At 44.3% G+C, this 22,160-nt stretch carries 11 protein-coding genes; 5 read left to right on the forward strand and 6 right to left on the reverse strand.

The window, feature by feature from the left end:
• Positions 1-51 precede the first annotated feature (51 nt).
• From cgtA to ACTXGL_RS02155, 4 genes are all read right to left on the reverse strand, one after another.
• Entirely contained in the window at positions 52-1,254 is a 1,203-nt protein-coding gene (cgtA, locus tag ACTXGL_RS02140) for an Obg family GTPase CgtA (protein WP_443524536.1), read from the reverse strand.
• Between the two features lie 303 nt (positions 1,255-1,557).
• On the reverse strand, positions 1,558-3,000 hold the full coding sequence (locus tag ACTXGL_RS02145; protein ID WP_443524538.1) for a glyceraldehyde-3-phosphate dehydrogenase: 1,443 nt from the start codon (positions 2,998-3,000) through the stop codon (positions 1,558-1,560).
• Positions 3,001-3,353: 353 nt separating this feature from the next.
• The gene (locus ACTXGL_RS02150) at positions 3,354-4,520 is read right to left on the reverse strand and encodes a lipocalin family protein (RefSeq protein WP_443524540.1); all 1,167 of its coding nucleotides are present in this window, start codon (positions 4,518-4,520) and stop codon (positions 3,354-3,356) included.
• A gap of 464 nt (positions 4,521-4,984) precedes the next feature.
• On the reverse strand, positions 4,985-6,178 hold the full coding sequence (locus ACTXGL_RS02155; RefSeq protein WP_443524541.1) for an NUDIX domain-containing protein: 1,194 nt from the start codon (positions 6,176-6,178) through the stop codon (positions 4,985-4,987).
• Between the two features lie 298 nt (positions 6,179-6,476).
• Here ACTXGL_RS02155 and hemP point away from each other — a divergent pair, with 298 nt between their 5' ends.
• Entirely contained in the window at positions 6,477-6,635 is a 159-nt protein-coding gene (hemP, locus tag ACTXGL_RS02160) for a hemin uptake protein HemP (RefSeq protein ID WP_227672156.1), read from the forward strand.
• Positions 6,636-6,760: 125 nt separating this feature from the next.
• Here the strand turns inward: hemP and ACTXGL_RS02165 are convergent, their stop codons facing one another.
• Positions 6,761-11,755: a translocation/assembly module TamB domain-containing protein gene (locus ACTXGL_RS02165; RefSeq protein ID WP_443524542.1), complete on the reverse strand. Its 4,995-nt coding sequence runs from the start codon at positions 11,753-11,755 to the stop codon at positions 6,761-6,763.
• A 100-nt stretch (positions 11,756-11,855) separates the two neighbouring features.
• On the reverse strand, positions 11,856-15,221 hold the full coding sequence (locus ACTXGL_RS02170) for an autotransporter assembly complex protein TamA (protein ID WP_443524543.1): 3,366 nt from the start codon (positions 15,219-15,221) through the stop codon (positions 11,856-11,858).
• 448 nt (positions 15,222-15,669) lie between these two features.
• Here ACTXGL_RS02170 and ACTXGL_RS02175 point away from each other — a divergent pair, with 448 nt between their 5' ends.
• The 4 genes from ACTXGL_RS02175 to ACTXGL_RS02190 all read left to right on the forward strand — a co-directional run bounded on the left by ACTXGL_RS02175 (position 15,670) and on the right by ACTXGL_RS02190 (position 22,055).
• Positions 15,670-17,001, forward strand: a complete 1,332-nt coding sequence (locus ACTXGL_RS02175; RefSeq protein WP_443524544.1) for an MFS transporter — start codon at positions 15,670-15,672, stop codon at positions 16,999-17,001.
• Positions 17,002-17,218: 217 nt separating this feature from the next.
• Positions 17,219-17,857 carry a 2-polyprenyl-3-methyl-6-methoxy-1,4-benzoquinone monooxygenase gene (gene coq7 / locus ACTXGL_RS02180; RefSeq protein WP_443524840.1) on the forward strand — a complete coding sequence of 213 codons (639 nt, stop codon included), beginning with the start codon at positions 17,219-17,221 and terminating at the stop codon, positions 17,855-17,857.
• Between the two features lie 220 nt (positions 17,858-18,077).
• The gene (locus ACTXGL_RS02185) at positions 18,078-19,259 is read left to right on the forward strand and encodes a tetratricopeptide repeat protein (RefSeq protein ID WP_443524546.1); all 1,182 of its coding nucleotides are present in this window, start codon (positions 18,078-18,080) and stop codon (positions 19,257-19,259) included.
• A gap of 324 nt (positions 19,260-19,583) precedes the next feature.
• On the forward strand, positions 19,584-22,055 hold the full coding sequence (locus ACTXGL_RS02190; protein WP_443524547.1) for an esterase/lipase family protein: 2,472 nt from the start codon (positions 19,584-19,586) through the stop codon (positions 22,053-22,055).
• Positions 22,056-22,160: the final 105 nt, after the last annotated feature.

Below are 22,160 nucleotides of genomic sequence, written 5' to 3' on the forward strand. Positions count from 1 at the left end.
ATTAGAGGGATTAATTTAATCATTCAAGTATATCAGCTCAAGCATACTAGCTTAAGGAACGTACATTACTTCAACACCATCGTCGTCATCGTCGTCATCAGACAAATCTAAACCTTCACGTGCCGCTTTTTTGGCTGCACGGTATGCTTCACGCTGTGCTTCAGTATTTAGACGTACTTCTGCTTCTAGTCGCTCAAAACGCTCTTTTTGTGCGTCAGCAAAGATAGGATCTTCTATCTCGCGCTCACGCTCACGTTCGATCTCATTCATTAAGTGATATTTGACTGCATCGACGCCTTCACCCGTTAAGGTTGCTGTGCGGAATACAATGCCTGTCCAGCCCAGTTCTGCTACGATATGCGTACATAGCTCATTCAGCTCTTCTTCAGCCACTTGGTCAATTTTGTTCAATACCAAAATCTGCGGTAGATTAGCCAATTCGGGCGAAAAACGCTCAAGCTCATTTAAGATAACGCGGGCATTCTCGACCGGATCACTACCATCGACTGGCTTTACATCAACCAAATGCAATAGACGACGGGTACGCGCAACATGCTTTAAGAAACGAATGCCAAGTCCTGCGCCTTCTGATGCGCCTTCAATTAGACCAGGAATGTCAGCCATCACAAACGAACGATGACGACCGATATCAACCACACCGAGGTTAGGAACTAGCGTGGTAAAAGGATAGTCAGCAACTTTTGGTCTGGCAGCAGAAACCTGACGGATAAAGGTAGACTTACCTGCATTAGGCAAACCAATCAGACCCACATCAGCCACTACTTTTAGCTCAAACTTAAGAACCTTTAGCTCACCTTCAAAACCTGAAGTGGCTTTACGCGGCGCTTGGTTGGTAGAGCTCTTAAAATGCGTATTACCCAGACCACCGTCACCACCTTTGGCAATCAGCAACGTCTGACCAATTTCAATCAAATCACCCAATACTTCATCGGTTTCAGTATCAACGACCGTCGTGCCAACTGGTACAGGTAAATAAAGATCATCTGACCCCTTACCTGAACAGTTTCTACTATGACCATTTTCTGCTCTCATGGCGTCATGACGACGTGTGTAACGATAGTCAACTAGGGTATTGGTGTTGTCTTCTGCAATGACATACACATCTCCACCCTTGCCACCATCACCACCATCAGGACCACCGCGCGGGACATATTTTTCTCGGCGAAAACTGGCGATTCCGTTACCACCGTCACCTGCTTTTACCGTTACGACGGCTTCATCAATAAATCGCATTCTACGTTCCTTAATTCACAATCCAGTGTATAAACTGGTAACAACCAACGGCTGTATTTTGGGTTTTGCTAGACTATTACGTCATAATGAAAACTAGACAAGCATCTATTACTCAACGCCCATTATGACAATAACACCCGATAATCAATCGGACTATCGGGTGTTTAAGTATGACAGTTAAAGTCATATCAATCTATTCAAAGTGGTATCTACGAACGCATAATTATCAAATAACGCTGATCTAAAGTAAATACGACTTCGATATGATTAATAATATGCCATTGCTCTAAGATGTTCAGTACACTATGCTGGAATTTGAGCGTAGCTGATTCCGGCCATTTGTGTCGCCAGACGTAGCACCTGAGTGCTGTAACCTACTTCATTGTCATACCAAACATATACGATAGCTTGGTTGTCAGTTAGGATAGTCGCTTGCGCATCAACAATACCAACATGGGTTGTACCCACAAAATCTGTCGATACTGCTTCTGTAGAGTCTGTATAAGCGATTTGCGACTGCCACGTGCTGCTGTTAGCCATTTTACGTAAGAACTCATTTAAAGCTTCAGCATTTGCTGGTGCATTTTTTAAGTTCAAGTTCAAAATGGCTAAGCTGACATTTGGCGTTGGTACACGGATCGCGTTACCAGTTAGCTTGCCGTTCAATTCTGGCAATGCTTTACCAACTGCTTTTGCTGCACCTGTGCTGGTAATAACCATATTCATGACAGCACTACGACCACGGCGATCTGCTTTATGGTAGTTATCAACCAAGTTTTGATCGTTGGTAAATGAGTGAATAGTCTCTACGTGACCATTAACAATACCGTACTCATCGTTTAGCACGTTTAGCGTTGGTGTAATCGCATTGGTCGTACAGCTAGCAGCACTAACGATAGTATCTTCGCCAACGGTATCATTGTTCACGCCATAAACGACGTTTTTGATATTGCCACCAGCAGGTGCTGTTAATAGAACTTTTTTCACGCCTGTCGCTTGCAAGTGTTTACCAAGACCAGCTTCATCTTTCCAAATACCTGTGTTATCGATAACTAATGCATCATCGATACCATAAGCGGTATAGTCGATTTCGCTTGGGTCTTTGGCATAGATAACTTGTACAAAACGGCCATTCACGATCATGCCGTTGTTGTCATCATCAATGCTAATGCCGCCTAAGAATCTACCATGGATTGAGTCACGCTCAAGCAATGAAATACGCTTAGCCAAGTCACCAGCAGCGGCTGGACGCACAACGATGGCTTTTAGTTGTAGACCTTTTGCGCTTGACGCTTGTGACAATAGCAGACGAGTCAAGATACGACCGATACGACCAAAACCGTATAGCACAACATCTGTCGCGCCATTTGAAGCACCCGCGTTATTGATAGACTGTAGAGCAGTTTGTAAGTCAGTATCGTTAGCAATCAATTGACCAACATCGATGCGAGTGGCTTGGATATCAGTGTTTTCTGAGATAACTTTTACCATCGCTAAAGTATCAGAGATATCGATAGATTTGGCACCGTGGTCACGTAGGGCTACTTTTTGATGTAGCGCTAATATCTGGCTGACTGAGGTAGAGTCTAGCGTTTCACCAAACAAAGTCACTTGTACATCTTGCGCATTGTAAAGCTTGTTCAATAGCCCCATAAGCTCAATGGCTTGTTGCTCTTGATTGTTGTAACTTTTTAAGTGGTCTTGATGTAATTGGCGTAAGGTATCAGCGTTGCTCACGAGAAACATCCTTATGGTCAGTAATGTATGATCAATAAAATATGGAGAAGTATAAATGAGATAGGTCGTATATGCTCTAAGTGGTGACTGTAATGCGATTATCAACCACTATCAACATCAGTTCTTGACGTCAGAGTATTCAAATCGCCTAGATTTTAGCCTAAAACGCCTTATTTTGCCAGTGATAACCGTTTACATAGTATCTATTAGCATCCCAGTTCTGATGTGTAGCAATAAAAATAAAGCAGCACGGACGGCTGCTTTATCTTGAATTAGTCTAGCTATTGAATATGAATCGTTGATGATATATCAAAAATTTGCATCTAAATCCCTGCAGAAGAAGATATGTGGCTTATTCAGCTTTATGGTACCAGATTCACGGTTTGATCAGTTTGTGACGTCAGCGTAAATTCTTTTAAATCGTAACCTTGCTGCTGCGCAATTTGGCGGTACTTTGCGTAGGTCTCTTGGCTAATATTTGGTGAACGTGCCAATAACCATAAGTATTTTTTGTCAGGTGTGCCCACGAGAGCCGTTTTGTAGTCTTCATCACGTGCCAGCACCCAATAATCTGCGCGACCTACTGGAATCCACCTGATCCACTTAGGTAAGAATGTCACTTTTAATTTACTGCCACTATCATCTACTGGCTTTGCTAGGCCTTCTGCAACGATATCTGAACCATCTGCAGCCACACATTTATTGGTGACTGTAATGCCTGAACCATCGTTATTTTGAGCATAATTTGCGGTTACGTCACCTGCGCACTTACGCTGAAAATACATCGGTAAACGACCAACTTCATACCATGTCCCTGCGTAAGAATTTAGGTCTACATTATCTACTGTGGTTGGTGTATTTGTAGACTTATAAATAATATCACTTGGCTTGATTGACAACATGTCAGTTGTGGTTTTTTCGCTCATCGCATTACTAGACGTTTCAGTAGTTGCCATATTTACTGATGGTGTAGCTGCATAGGCTGAAAAGGCCGCTAACGGTATAATAATCGCTAACGCAATGCCTGTATGTTTGATAAGTCCATTCATAAATACGCGCTCCGGTATCTCTTTATATGATGAGTCGATATCGGCTGACGATACGTTAGCATCCTGTTGGACGTTATCTTTTAAATTGCTCATTTGATCATCCAAAAGCCTTGATATCAATGGCTCATCTTTGTTAAGTGTTTTTGGTCGTTTGTAGCCATTAGCAGTATTGAATTGTTCTATGACCTGACGATTCATGGCTGACTCTTCTGCATCATTGAAATCTTTGTCAGCGCTTTTGTATCCAGAATAGTTATGTGATAAGACGTTATCTTCTGCCAAGTAGTCTGAGTACTCATTATCTGAACGTTCATTATTTATTTCTTTATGGCTATAGCTAGCATCATTACTAGCGTTTTTGGTCTGCTGCGTGACATAACTGTGCCTGCGGTAATCGCTAGACGGTACAGACTGCTGAGATTGAGAACCAGCTGCCTGTGTGTCAGTCCATTCTGACTTAGGTAACTTGTTGGTTTTCATAGGGATACCATATTAATAGTGACTGTTGAATTTCTTTGCGTATATCATCTATCTAGTTTCATTTATCCAGTTCCATTTATATAATTTCTAAATGAATATTGGCTATAAAATCGAGAACATATTCAAGCTTCACTACTACCAACGCTCTTATTTATTATAATTATTATAGAGTCGTCGTTAGTCAATCCATCACTGAAAAATAAATGTGCTTTAGATATGCAATATATACTAAAGGCAGTCAGGCGATTAAAACAGTAGTCCAATGTAGGGAAACGCAACGGTTTGTAAATAACGATGTGTTTGTGCATTGCTATAAATACATCATAACCACACAGTTACTTACTGAATAAATAGTTTAAAAATCAGTCATCTACATTTACTTATTTTAATAGTCACATGTGATAATCTAGCCAAAGTCTATACAAACAATATCGATAGCTGAACTATATTTGTTTTTGTATTTCTTACAAATGAAACTGACGGATACCAGCAATACTGAGACCGCCATGGTCTAATGCTTGTTCAATCATCGAAGGCGCCAATCCGCCTAATCCAATAACAGGCATATCAGCCAACTGTGCCAATGATGACCATGACTGCCAACCAAGTGGTACTGTATCAGGATGCGTTTGGGTCGCTAATACAGGGGATAGGAACATACCGATGACTGGAGGTAAGCCCTGCTCGATACGCGCACTGGCAAGCCTATTGGCAGCCTCAATACTGGCAGTATCATGGCAACTGACAATGAGTGGATAATTATTGAGTGAGTGGTCAGCGAGTAACTGGCAAGTGAATGAATAGTTATCATGCAGTAACGGTTCAGACGCTATAACGCCTTGAGTATTAGTAAGCCATTCCATTAATGCTGAATGTGTTAAGTGCCTAGCGACGATTGAATCGTTGGTTTTTTTGTGAGTAGCTTCTACTGAGACTTCAATGTCAGTGTCAGTGTCAGTGTCAGTGTCAGTGTCAGTGTCAGTGTCAGTGTATTGATAATCGTTGCTATACGGTAAAATTGCCAGAAGATCTGGACGTGCGTCCATTAGCTGCTTGGCTATAGACTCTGAATCAGAATGCTTCAAGCGAATATATGTCCAAGATTTTGGTGGTAGTTTTTCTTGATGATATTGTAGCCATGCTGTTTTTGGATCAGTATGCTGATGAAAATCAGCTAAAGGATAAGTGATAACTATTTGTGTAGGTAGCCTTAACCATTCTAGAATGGTTTTGTTGGCAGCAGGCAATGGGTAGTCACCTGCCAGTAGACGCGACTTATCTGCCCACGTTATTGCCTGCCCTTCTAAACCATACTCACGGCTCTTGTACTGCTCGTACTGCTGCGCTGTCAGCTCAATCTTATAAACCTGCAAGCTGACTTGCTTATCACCATAATCATGGTGCAAACGCCCAAGCTTAACGATACTATTATCATCAACTAAAATACCTGTCTCTTCAGCTACTTCTCGTTTTAGTGCCTGCTCTGCTGATTCAGTCGCCTCTATCTTGCCACCTACAAACTCATAGCGATTGCCTTGATGCTGTGCTGCATCTCGGAACCCAAGCAAATATTGGTTTTGGTAATGGATAACTGCGACAGCCACATTGACGATAGTTACGTTTGTTATTGCTGACGGGCTATTTGATTCACTTGGCATAGCGTTGTCCTCTACGATTATGTCTGTTGATGATTTTTAATTATTTGGTTTGAATCGGCTGTATCAATGAAGTTGATTCAGGCATACGAGATTTTTGTGCGTACAAATTTGCGTACATAACTCTCGAACTCTATAGTCTGTGACATCAAGCTTAGATAAGTTTACATAATAACTGCATTTTATTTTATCAATTGCTTGCAAATTCCTTTAATCTAAATGATAATTATTATCGTTAAAGTCAGTTACGATATAGCTAATTTACTAAGCCACTTACTATCAAAAGGAATTCACCATGAGCATGGTTATCTCTCGTTATTTAAACTGCCGTGAAAATCGTCTGCCGACTCTACAATCACAGCATCTATTTGCTTTGACCAAAGAAGTGCGTATTGAGCATGAGGGCGAAGAGTATCGATTACGCCTAACTCGTAATAACCGTTTGATCCTAACCAAATAGTTTAGTACCGTTTATTTGTACTTATAAAAAAACGCCTTCATTACAAGGCGTTTTTTTTGGACAGTCATTATTCAAATAGATTCAATTGACGTCAATAGTGAAACATCTGTCCTTGAGATACGTTATTAAAACTGCCAACTGTAGACGACATCCACGGCGTTTTCTGCCGCTGAACTCGCTTCTACGTAAATACGGCGGGTCAACTGATAACGAACCGACAGACTGTTTTGAGCATTGAACACGCCCACTCCATAGCGGATATACAGATCAGGGGTCACGTAACCGGTGACGTTGACATTGGTATCTTCACTACTGCCTGAGGCATCGACCGTTAGACTCTGTAGGCCAAAGGCTTGGCCAATTTGGTTGGTTAGACCACGTGTCCCACTCAAGCCAAAGCTCAATCCAGCGGCGGCAAGATTATTGGTCACCTGAGACTTAAATCCTTGCTCACTGATTTGAGTGGCACTCTTGTTATCAATACGTCCTGTTACCAGAGCGTTCATTGCTTGCTGCTGGGTCAGTCCTGCATTATTGAAAACAGTGATATTTGGACTCTCTGTACTGCCTTTCACACGTACGCCTACGGTTTTGCCAGTGATCGTTTTGACAGCTTCAATACTCAATATCGGCTTCATCACGTCGCCATTGAAGCGTACTTGACCATAATTAAGCTCTAAGTTCTGACCAAAGGCATTAATATTGGTACGGCGTGAGACCTGTACGACACCTGTTGCGCGCATGATACCTGTACCGCTTTGTGTGATATTAATCGCACCTGCTAATGGAATAACGGCACCAAAACCGCGGAAATTAATATCATCACCCAAATCGACACCGATATCAGCGTTGATTGACCATGGTTTTGAGATGGCCAATACCTCATCAATGTTACCAATCAAACGACGGTCCAATACGACGGCATCTTCAGTTTGAGTGATGATGTCTTCACTGGCTTCTGGTGGACGTATGGTAGCTGAGGGTACGCTAATAGCGCCTTTGATATCGACATAGCGATCACTTGGGCGCACGATGATATCGATATCAGGATCAATCTCAGCCACTAATAATGGTGGCTGAGTGATCACTAAGCGCTCGCCAACAATACTTAATTTGGCCTGAAGCTTTTGCTGCCAGTTGACGGTACCAGACAATTCACCTTTACCATCACCGCTGTTGAACGTCCCATCGATAGTCGCTTGCGTACCTCGTATTTTTGCTTCGGCATTCACGTTGGTTAGATTGACTGGTAAGTCAAGCATCGCGACGCGGCCGTCAGAGAGTTTTACATCACCGTAGAACTGCGGCTTAGTCAAAGTACCTCCCAGTCCGCCTGCCATCGTGACGTTACCTCTTAGGACACGCATACCAGGGAAGAAAGGCTTCAATATCGCTAAATCAAGCTCGTTGAGCACTAGGGCACCAGAGATTGGCTTAGGATCTTTGTAAGGATCAACGACAACCTCAGCATAGCCACGGGCACCGCGTCCTGTATTGATATCAGTGCGCAGCTTAATACCTTCCGGCACAGACAAAGCGATAAGAGAAACGCGCTTATAAGGCAATGTCATTGGTGTACTATCGCCATCTTGAATCAAGCCGATTTTGCCATTGTCTGAGTATAGGGTTGTGTTTATGGTTGGCGGACGACCACGTTGCCAGCCGACAACGGCTTTACCGTTGATTTTGCCATGCCAATCGATATCTTTTGGTAAAAATACTGAAAATAGTGAGGTGTCTAAATTCTGCAGTGCCACATCGACTTCACCATCGGATGGTGAAGCGACCAGTTTTTGGCGCAGACATAGCTTGCCCGTTTGGTCAGCTGCCTGCCAGCAATGCGCTGCTAACTGTACCTTTAGGTCTGTATTGTTGCCGTTTTGGTTATCAGGCAAGTTCACAATCAACTGTGCTGGCTGTAATTGGTTTAAGGTGGCGTATTTGGATTTGACGCGGCCTTTACCAATAACCCCTGACCAGCTGAGCTTATCTCTATCAAAGCCACCTTTGAGTCTGGCCCCAATATCTAACTTACTATTGGCGACGTTTAGATCGACTACATGAGATTTTTCGGTACCGTTAAATGATGCTTTTATACTATCGAAACTTTGTCCAGCAGCATCTAGTCCCTCAGCAGTGACAATGAGCTGACTGGGACTATTGGCTAAGTTGACAAGCTTGCCGCGGATACGGCCCTGACGTAAGATAAACCCTGGTAGTGCAAGTCGTTCACCGACCAAGTCGATATAAATCGTTGGTAACGCCTGTCCTGCTGGCTGAGCCAATGTGGCGCCGCCAGTCACTTTTCCAGCAAGCTTATCAGACAATTGATCTAAACTTGTGATATTGATTTTGGTTTGCAGCTGTTTGGCATTGCCATTGGCAGTGACGTAGTTATCACCCCAGCGCAGCACTAGATTATCAGCGTTCAAACTATCCACTAAAGCATTTACTTGCTTATATTGTGCCTGTGCATCCTGTGCCTGCAGACGCTTAAAATAACTGGCCACGTCTTTTGGCAAGCGCAGTTTTGCAGCCAAGCTACCTTTCGCACTGAGTGGTTGACCTTTTAGCATACCGCTCAGGTTTACTTGATTGATATTGATGGTCTGCTGCGTGTCACCCCAGCGACCATCGGTATCGATAGTACCCGTGATCAGACTTGGCGTGTCTTTTAGGAAATACCCAATGTTGAAACGATCCATCACTGCATTGATATCCCAGGCAATGCCTTGTCGCACATCGACTGTTCCTTCTGCATTGATACTACCTGCCGCACCTACATGACGGAAGCGATTGATACGAATCAATTGGCTATCGCCACTGGCTTCAATATTAAGCTTACCTGCTGGCAATTGCTCAGCATCCAAAACCCCATCGAAGTTAATGGCAAAACGCTGTAATTTACCTGCGGCATTCGCATTGTTTCTGGCAGGGGTTTGCCACTCACCGCTAGTTTTTAGATTCCCTGTGATAATGGCTGGATTGTTGGGTAAAAAATACCCTACATTAAATTTGTCAAAGCGGCCATCGACATTCCAGCCGATATTGTTCCGTAGATCTATGACACCTTTTGCATTTACTGCACCAGCTTCACCGTTATAGTTTAACTTGCGAATACTGATTAGCTTTGGTGTACCAGCAGCATCAATTGAGAGACGACCTTTTGGTACATCTGCTGTATCGACCTGACCATCAAAGCGCGCGTCAAATACAGACAACTCACCACCCACGATATCAACACTGGCATCGCCGCTACCTGTCACCCCAATAGCACGGCTATTCTGCGTGGCATCAAGCTGCGCCTGTAAGTCGGTATTGTTTAAAGTAATCACATGACGCTGACCACTTACACCGTTTTTGCTGATATTGAGCAATCGGCCACGAGCACTTAGGCGCCCTGTGAGACGCTCAAGTGGCAGGTCGCTACGGTATTTTTTAGGCAGTAGACCTGTGGTACTGGCATCAATCTGCCACGTCAATGGGCGGTTGCGATTTGCAAGCTGGATCTGCCCAGTACCTGATAGATCACCCACGATACCATCGTAATTGAGTCGATTGATATCAATGACGTCACCTGCTTTGCGTAAGCGCACGTCGTAGTTACCCTTAGGCGCAGCGTTGAGCTCATTAATAACCGCATTGGCATCGACTGATAGATTCGAGCCGCGAACGATGACATCTGCCTGACCACGAGGACTGTCAATACTACCGATATTAGGGACATCGCGGCGGATCAGATTCCGCCACGTGGCATCGATATACCAAGGCGCCACCTGCTTAGATTTAGCAGAGGTTTTGCCGCGGACCATATTCGCATTGATATGTTCACCATCTCGCTGGCGTAAGTCAGCATCGATCTCTGTATTGCCCGTAACGTTCTGCTGCTGATAGCGTAGTGATAGTCTGCCATTCAGTGTTTGGGGGGCATAAGCTTTGAAATCAGCATAATCATTGGGGATAGCACGGCGAATATCAAAATTACGACCCGTTGCACGTATCGTGGCATCAAAGCCGTCTCTCCAGCCTAAGATACCTTGTAACGCCAGACGCCCCGCTGGGACATCAGCCTCCAAACGATCAATGCGCAATTGGCTATCGGCAATGACCGCGCGCCCTTGATAATGACCTGACGGAATATCCTTTGCGGTCAGCTCAGTATTGATACGCAACCGTATTTCGGAGATAACCCCTGACGCCGTAGCCGTACCGCTTTGTAAACGGATATCTTGGCTGTCGGCATAAGGGATCAGAATATCATCCCATTGTAATGTTGCGTCAAACGGTGCACCTGCATCTAACCCCTGCACCACAAAATCACCACTGACATCACTATCGTTGTAGCGACTACGCACCTTACCAACAGTACGTTTCAGTGTGCCGGTCGCACTAATATTTAATGGGTCAATGTATGCTTTTTCAAGCGCACTGACTTCAGCTATCGCGCTCAGATCTAATGGATAGTCGCCTTGTAGATCAATCTCACCTTGTAGCGCACTTATTTTGACGATATCAGCATATTGTAAATCACCGCGGCCTACGGTCACGGTACTACCGACCCACGTCAGATCACGAGCCGTAATATTATTGATAACAACCGGGTCTTTAGTAACTTGTCTATAAATGATTTTATTAATCTTTGCTTGATCAAAACGTAAATTAATGGGTAGTTTTAAGGTTTTATAATCGAACGGCTCACCCGTAGGTGGTTTTTTATTGATAATTTCGATGGTATTTATATCAGCATCACTCAGATGCACTTCTTTTGCAAATACTGCACGCCAGCCTATTTTGACATAGGCTTTGTCTACTAATATCTCAAGGTCTTCAGTTGCATCGACATCGATATCAGTTACCCAAATACCGTCACGCAAGTTACCGCGTCCATATTTAAAATCAATACCCGTCTCAGCACTGATTTTTTCTAAAATAAACTTGGTACCAGCATCGGTGCCTGCTGCATAAAAGAATATCGCAAACATAATCGCGAGTACGATAAGAATCAGTACCAGCAATTTGATGAGAAATGATAGCGGATACCAACGCTTGACTGCGCGGGCATCGCGCTGTGCTGGATCTTCATCTGGTGCGTGGTTAGGCGGGGTATTTTCTGTCAGCATGACACTCAACTACGTTAAAAAATGATGACCAGCGATCGGCGCGATGGGTAATAGATAAGACGGTTTAAACAATCTGATTGCACGTTTATAAAGCGAGCGCTTACAATGGTGAGCCAATAAAGAAATGTAGGCGCACAGGAATACTTTCTTCGGTCACCCCTGCAGCTACATCGACGCGTACCATTCCAACAGGAGATGCCCAGCGGATACCGACACCAACGCCGACTTTTGTCTCAGTCTCAAAGTCTTTGTCATAGGCGTTACCAACATCGGTAAAGAACGCACCGCGAAAGCCTGGTCTGAACTCATAGTTATACTCTGCACTACCGACCGCCAATACTTGACCACCTGTCAGATAACCATTTTCTAGCGGTGACAGGCTCTCGTAATCATAGCCGCGGATGCTCTGATCACCACCTGCAAAAAAGCGCAGCTTATAAGGAACATCATAAAAATCATCCGCCCAGATATAACCGCCATTCACGCTACCTAGCACTTGGTGTTTGTTGTCGTCACCGAAACTATAGATACCGCTGACACCAGCACGAACGATTGCCAAATCCGTATCACTTAGTGCCTTATCAGAACCTGCTTCGATCGAGTAATACTGACGCATACCACGCGTCGGGTTAGTAGCACTATCCGTATCGGTCTTGTTCATACCATAACCAAATAGCAACGCTTTCTGCTTAGGGCTAGACGAGGTGAAACGTATCGGCAAGTCATCAAGCGCTGCTCCATCAACACCCGTCTCAAGCTCATCTAAACGATAGCGCACAGAGTAGCTGCGATTCCAACCATTATCACGACGGATATTACGTGCCAACGCTGCTTTTAGCGTTTTGGTAGACAAATCAAAGTTACCTTCACCTTGATCAATGACTTCTTCTTCATAAGTAAGACGGGCGTCTAACTTATCATTGAGTGGATGATTCCAAGGGCGACTGGCATAGACCGCGACGTTTTTGCTGATTCTTGAGACCTCAGTCTCTGCACCTGCTTGATAACCCTGACGGTTCAGCAAATTGTAATCGATCTTTGCCGTCGCTCGAACCCCTGTATCAGTACCATAACCCAAACCAACTTGAGCGTCACGCGGCTTGTTAGCAGCTACAAAAACATATAGCGGTATTTTTTTACTTGCCTCAACGTCTTGCGGCGTTTTGCGTCCCGCTAATGTCGGAGGTACGAAGTTTTCGTCGGCCAATATACTTTCTTCGTCAGGGAATATCTTTTGCGCCACATTACTGATTGAGTCACTGATTTTTCCTAATAAATTATCAGCTTCTTGGTCTTTTTCATCTAGCACACGATCGTTTGGCAAACGGCTCAAGCGTTCTGCTTTTTGTCTTATCGCTTGTAGCTTATCGAGCGTTGCTTCATCCGCTTCAAACTCGATGGCAGCGATATCAGCTTCGTTGACCATCTCCCCGCTGTTGGCAGTCAGTACATTGTCACCTTCGCCACCAATATTGCTATTATCGTTGAGAGTATCTTCTCTATTGGTCAGGCTAGCAAACCCATTACCATTGGCAGCATCCAAAATACTGTCGTCATTGACATCATCATCTAACGTACCATCACTGTTAACGGGCGTATTGTCAAATGCCAATGTACTCGCTTGACTACTATCATCTGGCGGCAGTATAGACTCAACGTTGACAGTATTAAAATAACGGGTCGCTGATAAATCATTGCTAAACTTTGTCACTGATGGACGATAAAACGGGTCGCCTGGTGTGAACTCATACAATTGCTGCAGTAATGACAACTCTACTGGGAGTTTGTCAGGATCTTGTGTCAGTGTGTTGGTCTTTTCGTCATACGTAAAGAAAACTACATCATCAAACTCATAGCGATCGCCTGTGTTGTATACCAACGAGACATCAGCTTTATTGTCTGGCAAGATAATATCCACAGATTTGTTCAACCAATATTGATCAAAATATCCGTAGGTATTACTCAAAGACTCAAGCGCTGCTTTGCTACTTTTATATACACGGTGGTTGAAAATATCACCTTCTTGGGGTGGCAGCTCTGTTTTGAGCGCAACAAACTCTTCTTGCTCGCTGCCTTCACCGCGAATCTCAACAATACGGCTGTCTACAAGTACAGGCTCGCCAAGCGCCTCGATAACGACGTTGACTGTATCGCTGTTAGGTTGGCTCAAACGTAAGGTAACATCATAGTAGCCGACCGCTTTTGCCGCATCTAGTGCTGTCTCACGCAAGCGTGGCAACGCTGCTGTAAAATCAACAACCGACTGTACCGACGTATCATCAAGTGCAGCTTTGATGTTTTTTATTGGTTGAATATCGTTATCAGCCTCGATAAGTACAGCCTTACCATTAGGGGCGTCTTCAGCGGACACTTGCTCTAGATAGATAGTGGTCTCTACATTCGGCAGCGCCATCACACCGCCGTTGAAAAAACGATTGTAGAGACGCTTAACAATATTGCCTCTGTTACGAGCACGTGGCTTTGGTTTATCGGCTTGATCGATACTTTGATTTACCGCTTGGGTATTGCTTTCGTAATCGGGTAGATAGTCATCAGGATTGATAATTTCTGCAGGCGTATTGCCTTGATTTGATGTATCGCTATTACCTGCTACCACCTCATCAGTAATATCGTTTGCTGTATTGACGCGTCCACTACTTACAGAATCACTGACATCAATAGGACGTGCCATAATCTCAGCAGTAGCTGCCCGTTCCTCTATCGTCTCTTCCGTACCTAAGGTATCAAGATTGCTAGGTTCAGGTAGATTAGTCGCATCCAGATCAATATCTAAGCCAATAGGCGGTGTTGTATCATCTAGCGTGGCAATTGGCGCATCAAAGGCATTGCCGCCATCGAGATTGTTTATGTTGTCAATATCCTGAGCGTTTTGCAAGTCCAGCATCGCAAGCTCACGATCGATCTGCTCAGGCGTCATCATCTGATAGCCTTGCTGCTGTACGGCAGTTGCCTGCTCCAACAAATCATCATTAAAGAGGTTCGAATTTCGAAGGGTGTTGTTTTGGGAGCTGCTACTTTGAGTGGACGACTGATTAGCACCAGAGGTTTGGTTACCTAGGGTTTGTTCGTTATAGTCATCTAAGACCGACTGATCGATGATGCCTTGTTCTACGGCTTTTTTTAGACGCAACGCATCCAAGGCAGCATTTAGCTGGGTATCATCGTCTGATAGCGTAGCTGATTGATTGTCAGCAGCTTGGTTGCTAACCATCTGATTGCTGGTAAATTGGTTTGTAACCCCTGTGCTACTGGTTGTTTCCGCCAATGCTACAGGGGCAATACTAACTAGACTGGTTGCTAGCGCAGTACAGAGTGCTGAGCGCTTAAAATACATACGCGGCGCGGTGACATAGACGCTTTGAATACTGGTGTTGCTTTGAATACTCACCCTATCACGCTGCTTTGTGGTTATGTTGCGTGCTCGAGTTAAAGGGTGCTGTGTCATATCTGTGTCCTATCGCCTCACACGGCGCACTTTTATTAACGATAACTATCGCTAAGTCTGACCGGTGAATAAGCTTATCGCAGTTTGCTGAATGAATGGTTGACTACTTTGCTCTCAATGATGGACATTACTAATGCAAACGGTAGCACTAGAACCATGACACCATACAGACAGTTTTGATTGATAGCAGGTCGTCAACTTTACCGTCGCTCTCACCTTTTAATACAACCATATAAAATTTACAAATCATAACTTAGTTAATTATGAAATCATAGCGCAGGTTACATGTATTTTTACCTAAGCCTTGCTATTATACGGCTTAATATTCATAAAACCTATGTTATATTTTGATAAGTTTTTGATAATACTGACGATTACTATAATACTATAAGCTATATTCAGGGCTTTTTCTTACTCTATTAGCCGCGTCTCATCTGTAGGAACGTTCATGTCCAATCAGTTTCAGTTGTTCAAGCGCCGCCGTTTTAGCGCCATGTTTTTCACCCAGTTTTTGGGCGCGTTTAATGACAATATATTCAAACAAGCGCTCATATTGGTTCTTACCTATACCGCTGCCAGTCAGTTGGGTGTAGAAGTCAGTATTTTAAATAATTTGGCGGCAATGCTATTTATTCTGCCTTACTTTTTGTTTTCGGCATTGGCAGGACAGATTGCTGATAAGTATGAAAAATCAAAGCTCACACGATTTATCAAAATGCTTGAGCTGGTCATTATGGCAATCGCTGCGGTTGGCTTTGTCTTTGAGTGGTATGCGCTCTTATTTGTCGCCTTGTTTTTGATGGGGACGCACTCGACCTTCTTTGGACCGATTAAGTACGCGTATCTACCCCAAGCTATGAAAGAAGATGAGCTGGTTGGTGCTAATGGTCTGTTTCAGATGGGTACGTCCTTGGCTATTCTTGTTGGTATGATCGTCGCTGGCATATTGACTCAGTTATCCCAATCGTTGTATTGGATCAGTGCCACGGTATTGGTTGTCGCTGTATTAGGCTATCTAGCGGCTCGTTATATTCCTAATATGCCAGCCATGCAGCCGGACCTCAAGGTCAACTGGAATATCATCACTACCAGTTTGTCCACGGTACGCTACTTATATTCACTGCCGTTTTTATTCTTTGTTATTCTTGGCAACAGCTGGTTCTGGTTCTATGGGGCGACCTTTTTGACTCAAGTACCAGAATTTAGCAAGGTGATTTTGCACGGTGATGAGTCAGTCGTTATCTTTTTATTGACGCTGTTTTCGGTCGGGGTATCGATCGGATCACTATTATGCAAATCCTTGACCAAAAATCAAGTGAGCTTACGCTTGCTGCCGTTCGGTATTGCTGGATTGAGTATCTTTGCTATTGATTTGTACTTTTCCCTATCCAGCTTAAACATAAACGTGAATAATGATGTATTGCTCGGTATTGGTGATTTGTTTGGTACGAGTGGTAGCTGGCGCGTTTTTGCTGATTTGTTCTTTTTGGGATTCAGTGGTGGTTTATATATTGTGCCTTTGTATGCCTCGATGCAGGCCTATGCCCCTAAAAGCCATCGCGCACGTATTGTAGGTGCTAATAACATCTTTAATGCGATATTTATGGTGACATCAGCGATTTTTGCGATTGTTATCTTAAACTCACTAGGACTAAGTCTACCGCAACTATTTTTGGTCACTGGTGTGCTCAATATTGCCTTTGGTACTTTTTTATACATTAAATTGAACAAGCATATCAAACATGCCGTCATTCAAACCAATGACGAGATAACCCCATAAGAGTGATCCTATAAAAAGCAGCCCTTTGAACAGGCAATATTGAACTTGGTTGGCTATAGCAATTGATAGTGCTCAAGATCATAATATTGATGCCGATAATTTGGATTGTTTGCTATAGTAATGTGCATAAAAGCTGTGTATAGGATTATTGCCTGAGAGCAGTCACTAGTCTTATTTTATTGATAGAATTTAACGCCATCAGGAGTGAACCATGGCCCTGCGTCCCTTATCCAAAGTCGACCAATTACTACTTGGGGTCGACAAAGCATTACGAGCTGTCGTGCCAAACTCAAACCCCAGTGCGCGCCCGTTACCGGTGAGCAGTGATGAGATTCCTGAGCTGACCATCACTGAGGCGCGTCATGTCGCAGGATTGATGCGTATCAACCATACTGGTGAGGTCTGTGCGCAAGGTCTATACCACGGACAGGCGTTTGCAGCCAAAGACACAGATGTAAAACAAGCCATGCAAGAGTCTGCTGAAGAAGAAGTCGATCACTTGGTCTGGTGCGAAACGCGCTTAAATGAGCTCGGTAGCCATGCTAGTGTCTTTACACCGCTTTGGTATGGCATGTCTTTTGGGCTGGGTGCAGTCGCAGGGGCGATCTCAAATGAGTTTAGTCTGGGGTTTGTCGCGGAGACAGAAGCGCAGGTCAGCGAGCATCTCCAAGACCATATCGATCAGTTACCACAACATGATCAGCGCTCAAGAGAGATACTGGCACAAATGGATATCGAGGAGCTGCATCATCGCGAATTGGCTCTAGCAAGTGGCGGCGCTGCATTGTCACCACCTGTCCGCCAGACCATGCGCTGGATGGCCAATCGTATGAAAGCCACCGCTTATCATTTGTAGGTATTTGTAGATGAGGGTATCGTTGTTTTTATCACTAGTAAGGTGCGTACTGTTGAGCGCATCCAATACTAGCGATTAACATTCCTACCACAGATAGCGTAAAGCTTAATTTGCTAGGGTATTAAAAATTTGTACGATTTGGTAGTGACGATATATCCTGATGATCAACCGACCAATGAATAAATAACGACTAAATAAATTAAACAAGGTAATGATTTCTATGAAAGCTATCTACTCTAATAATACTGCTGCCAAGTCACCGAACAAGTCACCGAAGCTTGCAACTTTGACCGCCCTAGCTGCAGCCTGTACGATGATGCTATCAGCACCTGTACATGCTGCAGAAGCTGACGCTACAGCTACTTCGGTACCCAGTGCTGTAGACTCGAGCAAGCGTGTGATTCGTCTGGCTCGGCCAGGTGCAGCGGCCAATACCGCCCAAGGTACAACAGAGGCTACTCCTTCTAATAGCACTCAGTCAATTGGTACTCAGCCAATGATGCCGTCAACCAACGCTCAGCCTAACCGTATTCCTTTGAGCACGGCACAGGCAGCGCAGATGATGCAATCAAGCAATACTCAACCAAATCGTGTACCTGTCAGCGCCGCTCAGCCGCCAGCATCACAAATGATGAGTCCAGCTAATGCCCCCGTGATCAGCGGCACCACTCGCGTTTATGAGCCTGGTCCAATGTCTGCTGCCGGTATTGATCTTCGTAGCGGTCAGTTGCCAAATATTCCAACACCGCGAGTACAGCTTTCAGATATGAGCTTTGTTAAGACCGTACTGATTCCACAGCAAACAGGTCTAGGTACTGATAAGCTTGACGTCAGCTTACTTGATGACTTCATCGCAGATGTATCGCCTAATGCTCGTCACTATCCACCAAACTTTCCTAACCGCTCGCAGCGTCATTACACACGCGAAAAAATCAAAGTCTTGACTGACTGGATCGAGCCGTATGCCAAGTCACCAAACGCCTCTTATGATGTCTTGCTCCGTGCAGCCAAGCTAAATGGTATGGGTCGTAATCTAGATTTAGGCTCCGACTATACGGTACGCGGCGGACAGTATGTCGACCGTGCCATCAAAATTCAGCCCAATAGCGGCGAAGCTAATTTCTTATACGGTATGATGTTATCAGAAGGTGGCGGGTTTAAGGAAGGTCAAAAGTATCTAGAGAAAGCGGTTTCTGTTGGCTATACCGAAGCTGAGCAAAGCTTGGCACAATCAGACTTGTTGAGCGATCGCCGCGCTAATGCGTTAGAACGTTTACGCCGTCTTGAGGGACAATACCCTAACAATACGGTTATCCCTCAACAAATCAAACTCGTTGAAGAGGGGAAGTTCTACATTTGGGATATTCCGGCACCTGACATCAATGTCAAACCCGGTGCGTAGATTGAGTCTGCAGGTTTATGACTAAAATGAGTAAACCACAACACTAGCCTGACACAATAGCTCCAAACAAAAAAGCGCCTTTGTTCTATTAATATAACCATTAATACAAACACAGGCGCTTTTTTGTGTCTGTTACAATAATAATTATAGCGCTCTAGTGGTTACCTCAGCTTATTCAGGCAAATACTCTCGTTTTGAAACTTACCACTTAGTCATAGCATCTCAAATAACATAGTCTAATGTCACAAGTTGCGCTACACTCATTATAGCCAAAAGTATTTTAATTGATCTCTTCTCAAAACTACCCTTTTACTGGACTGACCTATGACTCCTGTTAGCCCTAGCAAGCATACGATGATATCCACCAATAAAAAAACGCCGTTTGTTACTTCAGTCGTATTATTGGTAGCGGCTACCCTACTACCAGCATGTAGTGTCGTCTCGGTAGAAAGACAAGCATCAGCTAAGACCATCTCAGCACAGCGCGGCAATATTGTCACTGACAATGAGCTGAGCAGCGATACTGCATCTGCCTTGTTATCTGCAGGTCTAAATGAACAAGCCTGCTTGCAGCAATTTGAGTTGTGTTTGACCCAGCTTACCGACAGTATTTTAAATAAGCACTACCGACCTGCACTGGCTATTTTTGCAGAATTGCACTACGCAAAAGCGCGCCAGCTCGCCGATTCACAAAACTGTCGTAACGCCCTTGCTCGCCCGCCAATTGACCCCTATTATGCCAACGCGCCTTTGAGCGACGCTGATGCAAAAAAACAGCAAGACGCAACCAATCTATGTCTTAACAGCTATCAGGAACGACTATTTGATGCCGTAAAATCCAGCTATACCTATTTATTTTATGACAGCTTGACCCATGACTTTGAGGGTGCCGATAAGAGTTACAGCAGTGCCCACGCACAGACTCGCATCCCAACTGACAATGATATTCAGACCCAAGATATCTACAATGCTGCCAGCAATGATGTCATCACTCAACTGTATCGATCGACAGAAGACGCCGATAAGTTGATGAATGACACAAAGGTCGAATACCTACCTATCCCTGCTGCTAAACGCGATAGTAGCGAGCAAGCAGCCATTGCCAATCGCGCACCGCTACAAGGCAAAGCGGTTGATCAGATCAAGGTCATGAATGTACAGGTAGATGGCTATAACCTTGGTATTTATTTGCCAAATGAAAACAACTATCTGCAAAATGCTCATAAGCAAGACTCTGCACTAGCAGATTTAGTCTCCACTTATGAGCTGCGTTTGTCTGGACTCAACTCTGTCAGTAAACGCCCAGGTTTGGGCATCAGCTTGGTTGCTTCATTGGACGATCGTTATACCACGACGATTCGTCAGTTGCTCACGTCATCTCTATCAGGTCGATTAGCCGATGATGATAAGAATAAAACAGAGAGTGAACCAAGCACTCGCATTTACCCTACAGGTCACCTACTGCTAACAGGCCTGATAAAACCAAGCGGTGATAGCGTATTGGATGTGCTGGGTAGCCGTCAGCTCGACGTTCATTTGTACAACCCTTACCAGACCGAAACTGTCAACGTCCTCAACGATAACTACCCTTTGGCTGCCAACTTTTCAGCAGGCTACGGTATGTGGCTGGCAGAAAACCAATTGGATAGTGTCGGCTACCTGAACTTGATCACGCGTCAGCCGGAGGCAAGACTGCCTAAACTCTTTATGCTTGAGCCTTATGATCCTGATAAGCGTGTCATCATTATGCTGCATGGTCTGGCCTCGAGTCCGGCAACATGGGTTAATCTGACCAACGATATTCTTAATGACGACAAACTGCGTGACAACTACCAAGTTTGGCAGATATTTTATCCAACCAACTTACCTATTTTAGAAAACCGCTATCAAATTCAACAGTTAATCAATAGTACTTATGAGCAGACGGATCCCAATGGGCAAAACCGCGCCAGTCAGAACAGTCTGATTATCAGCCACAGTATGGGAGCACTCATTGCCAGAATGATGCTATCTGATGATGATTTGGTTGATGACTTAGACAGACTAGATGACCAAGAGGTGCTGTCCAATAGCGAAAAACGACAAATTCGTGATGCACTCAAAGCCTCTTTCGGTGAAAAAGAACTCAAAAAAAGGTTTGAGCTACAATCACTGCCACAGGTCGACACCGCTGTGTTTCTGTCCGCACCCTTTCGAGGTACTGACTATGCAGACCGCTGGTTTACACGTGCACTGCGCCGCATTGTCTATTTGCCAGTTGGGTTGGCGAAGACCGTCACTGACAACTTAGCCACCATTGCGACACAAGGCGATCTGGCGCAAAACCCATTGGGGGCCTTATATTTACAAAACGGTGCCAGTCAGTTAAGTAACAAGTCCTCTTTTATTGAACTGACCAAAGACCTGACGATTAATGACCGTGTGACCTATCATTCGATTATTGCCAATAATGATGCCGACATTACCCAAGGGCTGGCACAAACACAGCCAGAGGGTGTCAAAGTCGACCTATCTCAAGCGAGAGAAAAAAATCTCGAAGACGAGAATGCTAGTGTTAGCGTGACAGAAAACACATCTGATCAATCCGCTACGCCAACAGTCGCAGCGGTGACTGTCAATGATGATATTAGCCAAGCACTGACTGAACGCCTGTCAGATGGTATCGTTCCTTATACTAGCGCGCACTTAGATGGCGCTGCTTCTGAAACTATTATTAGCGGTGGTCATAGTATCCAAACCAATCCACAGACTATTTTGACGTTACGAAGAATACTTCATAAACAGTTACAAGAATGATGTATGTTTTTGTTATCTATGGGTATCTGGTAGCGTGGATCACCACACAAAAACAGGGACAGTAGCTTCCTTAAACGATATGGCTAATTTTTAAGTTATTGTTTT

Origin of the sequence: Psychrobacter sp. T6-6 (assembly GCF_052258185.1) — a bacterium.
Classification (GTDB): Bacteria; Pseudomonadota; Gammaproteobacteria; order Pseudomonadales; family Moraxellaceae; genus Psychrobacter.

What these genes read in the sequence shown, in the direction of transcription:
- ACTXGL_RS02165 (WP_443524542.1), bottom strand. Translation starts at nt 11,755, where the DNA reads ATGCTGACAGAAAATACCCCGCCTAACCACGCACCAGATGAAGATCCA.
- ACTXGL_RS02170 (WP_443524543.1), bottom strand. Translation starts at nt 15,221, where the DNA reads ATGACACAGCACCCTTTAACTCGAGCACGCAACATAACCACAAAGCAG.
- ACTXGL_RS02155 (WP_443524541.1), bottom strand. Translation starts at nt 6,178, where the DNA reads ATGCCAAGTGAATCAAATAGCCCGTCAGCAATAACAAACGTAACTATC.
- hemP (WP_227672156.1), top strand. Translation starts at nt 6,477, where the DNA reads ATGGTTATCTCTCGTTATTTAAACTGCCGTGAAAATCGTCTGCCGACT.
- ACTXGL_RS02175 (WP_443524544.1), top strand. Translation starts at nt 15,670, where the DNA reads ATGTCCAATCAGTTTCAGTTGTTCAAGCGCCGCCGTTTTAGCGCCATG.
- ACTXGL_RS02145 (WP_443524538.1), bottom strand. Translation starts at nt 3,000, where the DNA reads ATGTTTCTCGTGAGCAACGCTGATACCTTACGCCAATTACATCAAGAC.
- ACTXGL_RS02190 (WP_443524547.1), top strand. Translation starts at nt 19,584, where the DNA reads ATGACTCCTGTTAGCCCTAGCAAGCATACGATGATATCCACCAATAAA.
- ACTXGL_RS02150 (WP_443524540.1), bottom strand. Translation starts at nt 4,520, where the DNA reads ATGAAAACCAACAAGTTACCTAAGTCAGAATGGACTGACACACAGGCA.
- ACTXGL_RS02185 (WP_443524546.1), top strand. Translation starts at nt 18,078, where the DNA reads ATGAAAGCTATCTACTCTAATAATACTGCTGCCAAGTCACCGAACAAG.
- cgtA (WP_443524536.1), bottom strand. Translation starts at nt 1,254, where the DNA reads ATGCGATTTATTGATGAAGCCGTCGTAACGGTAAAAGCAGGTGACGGT.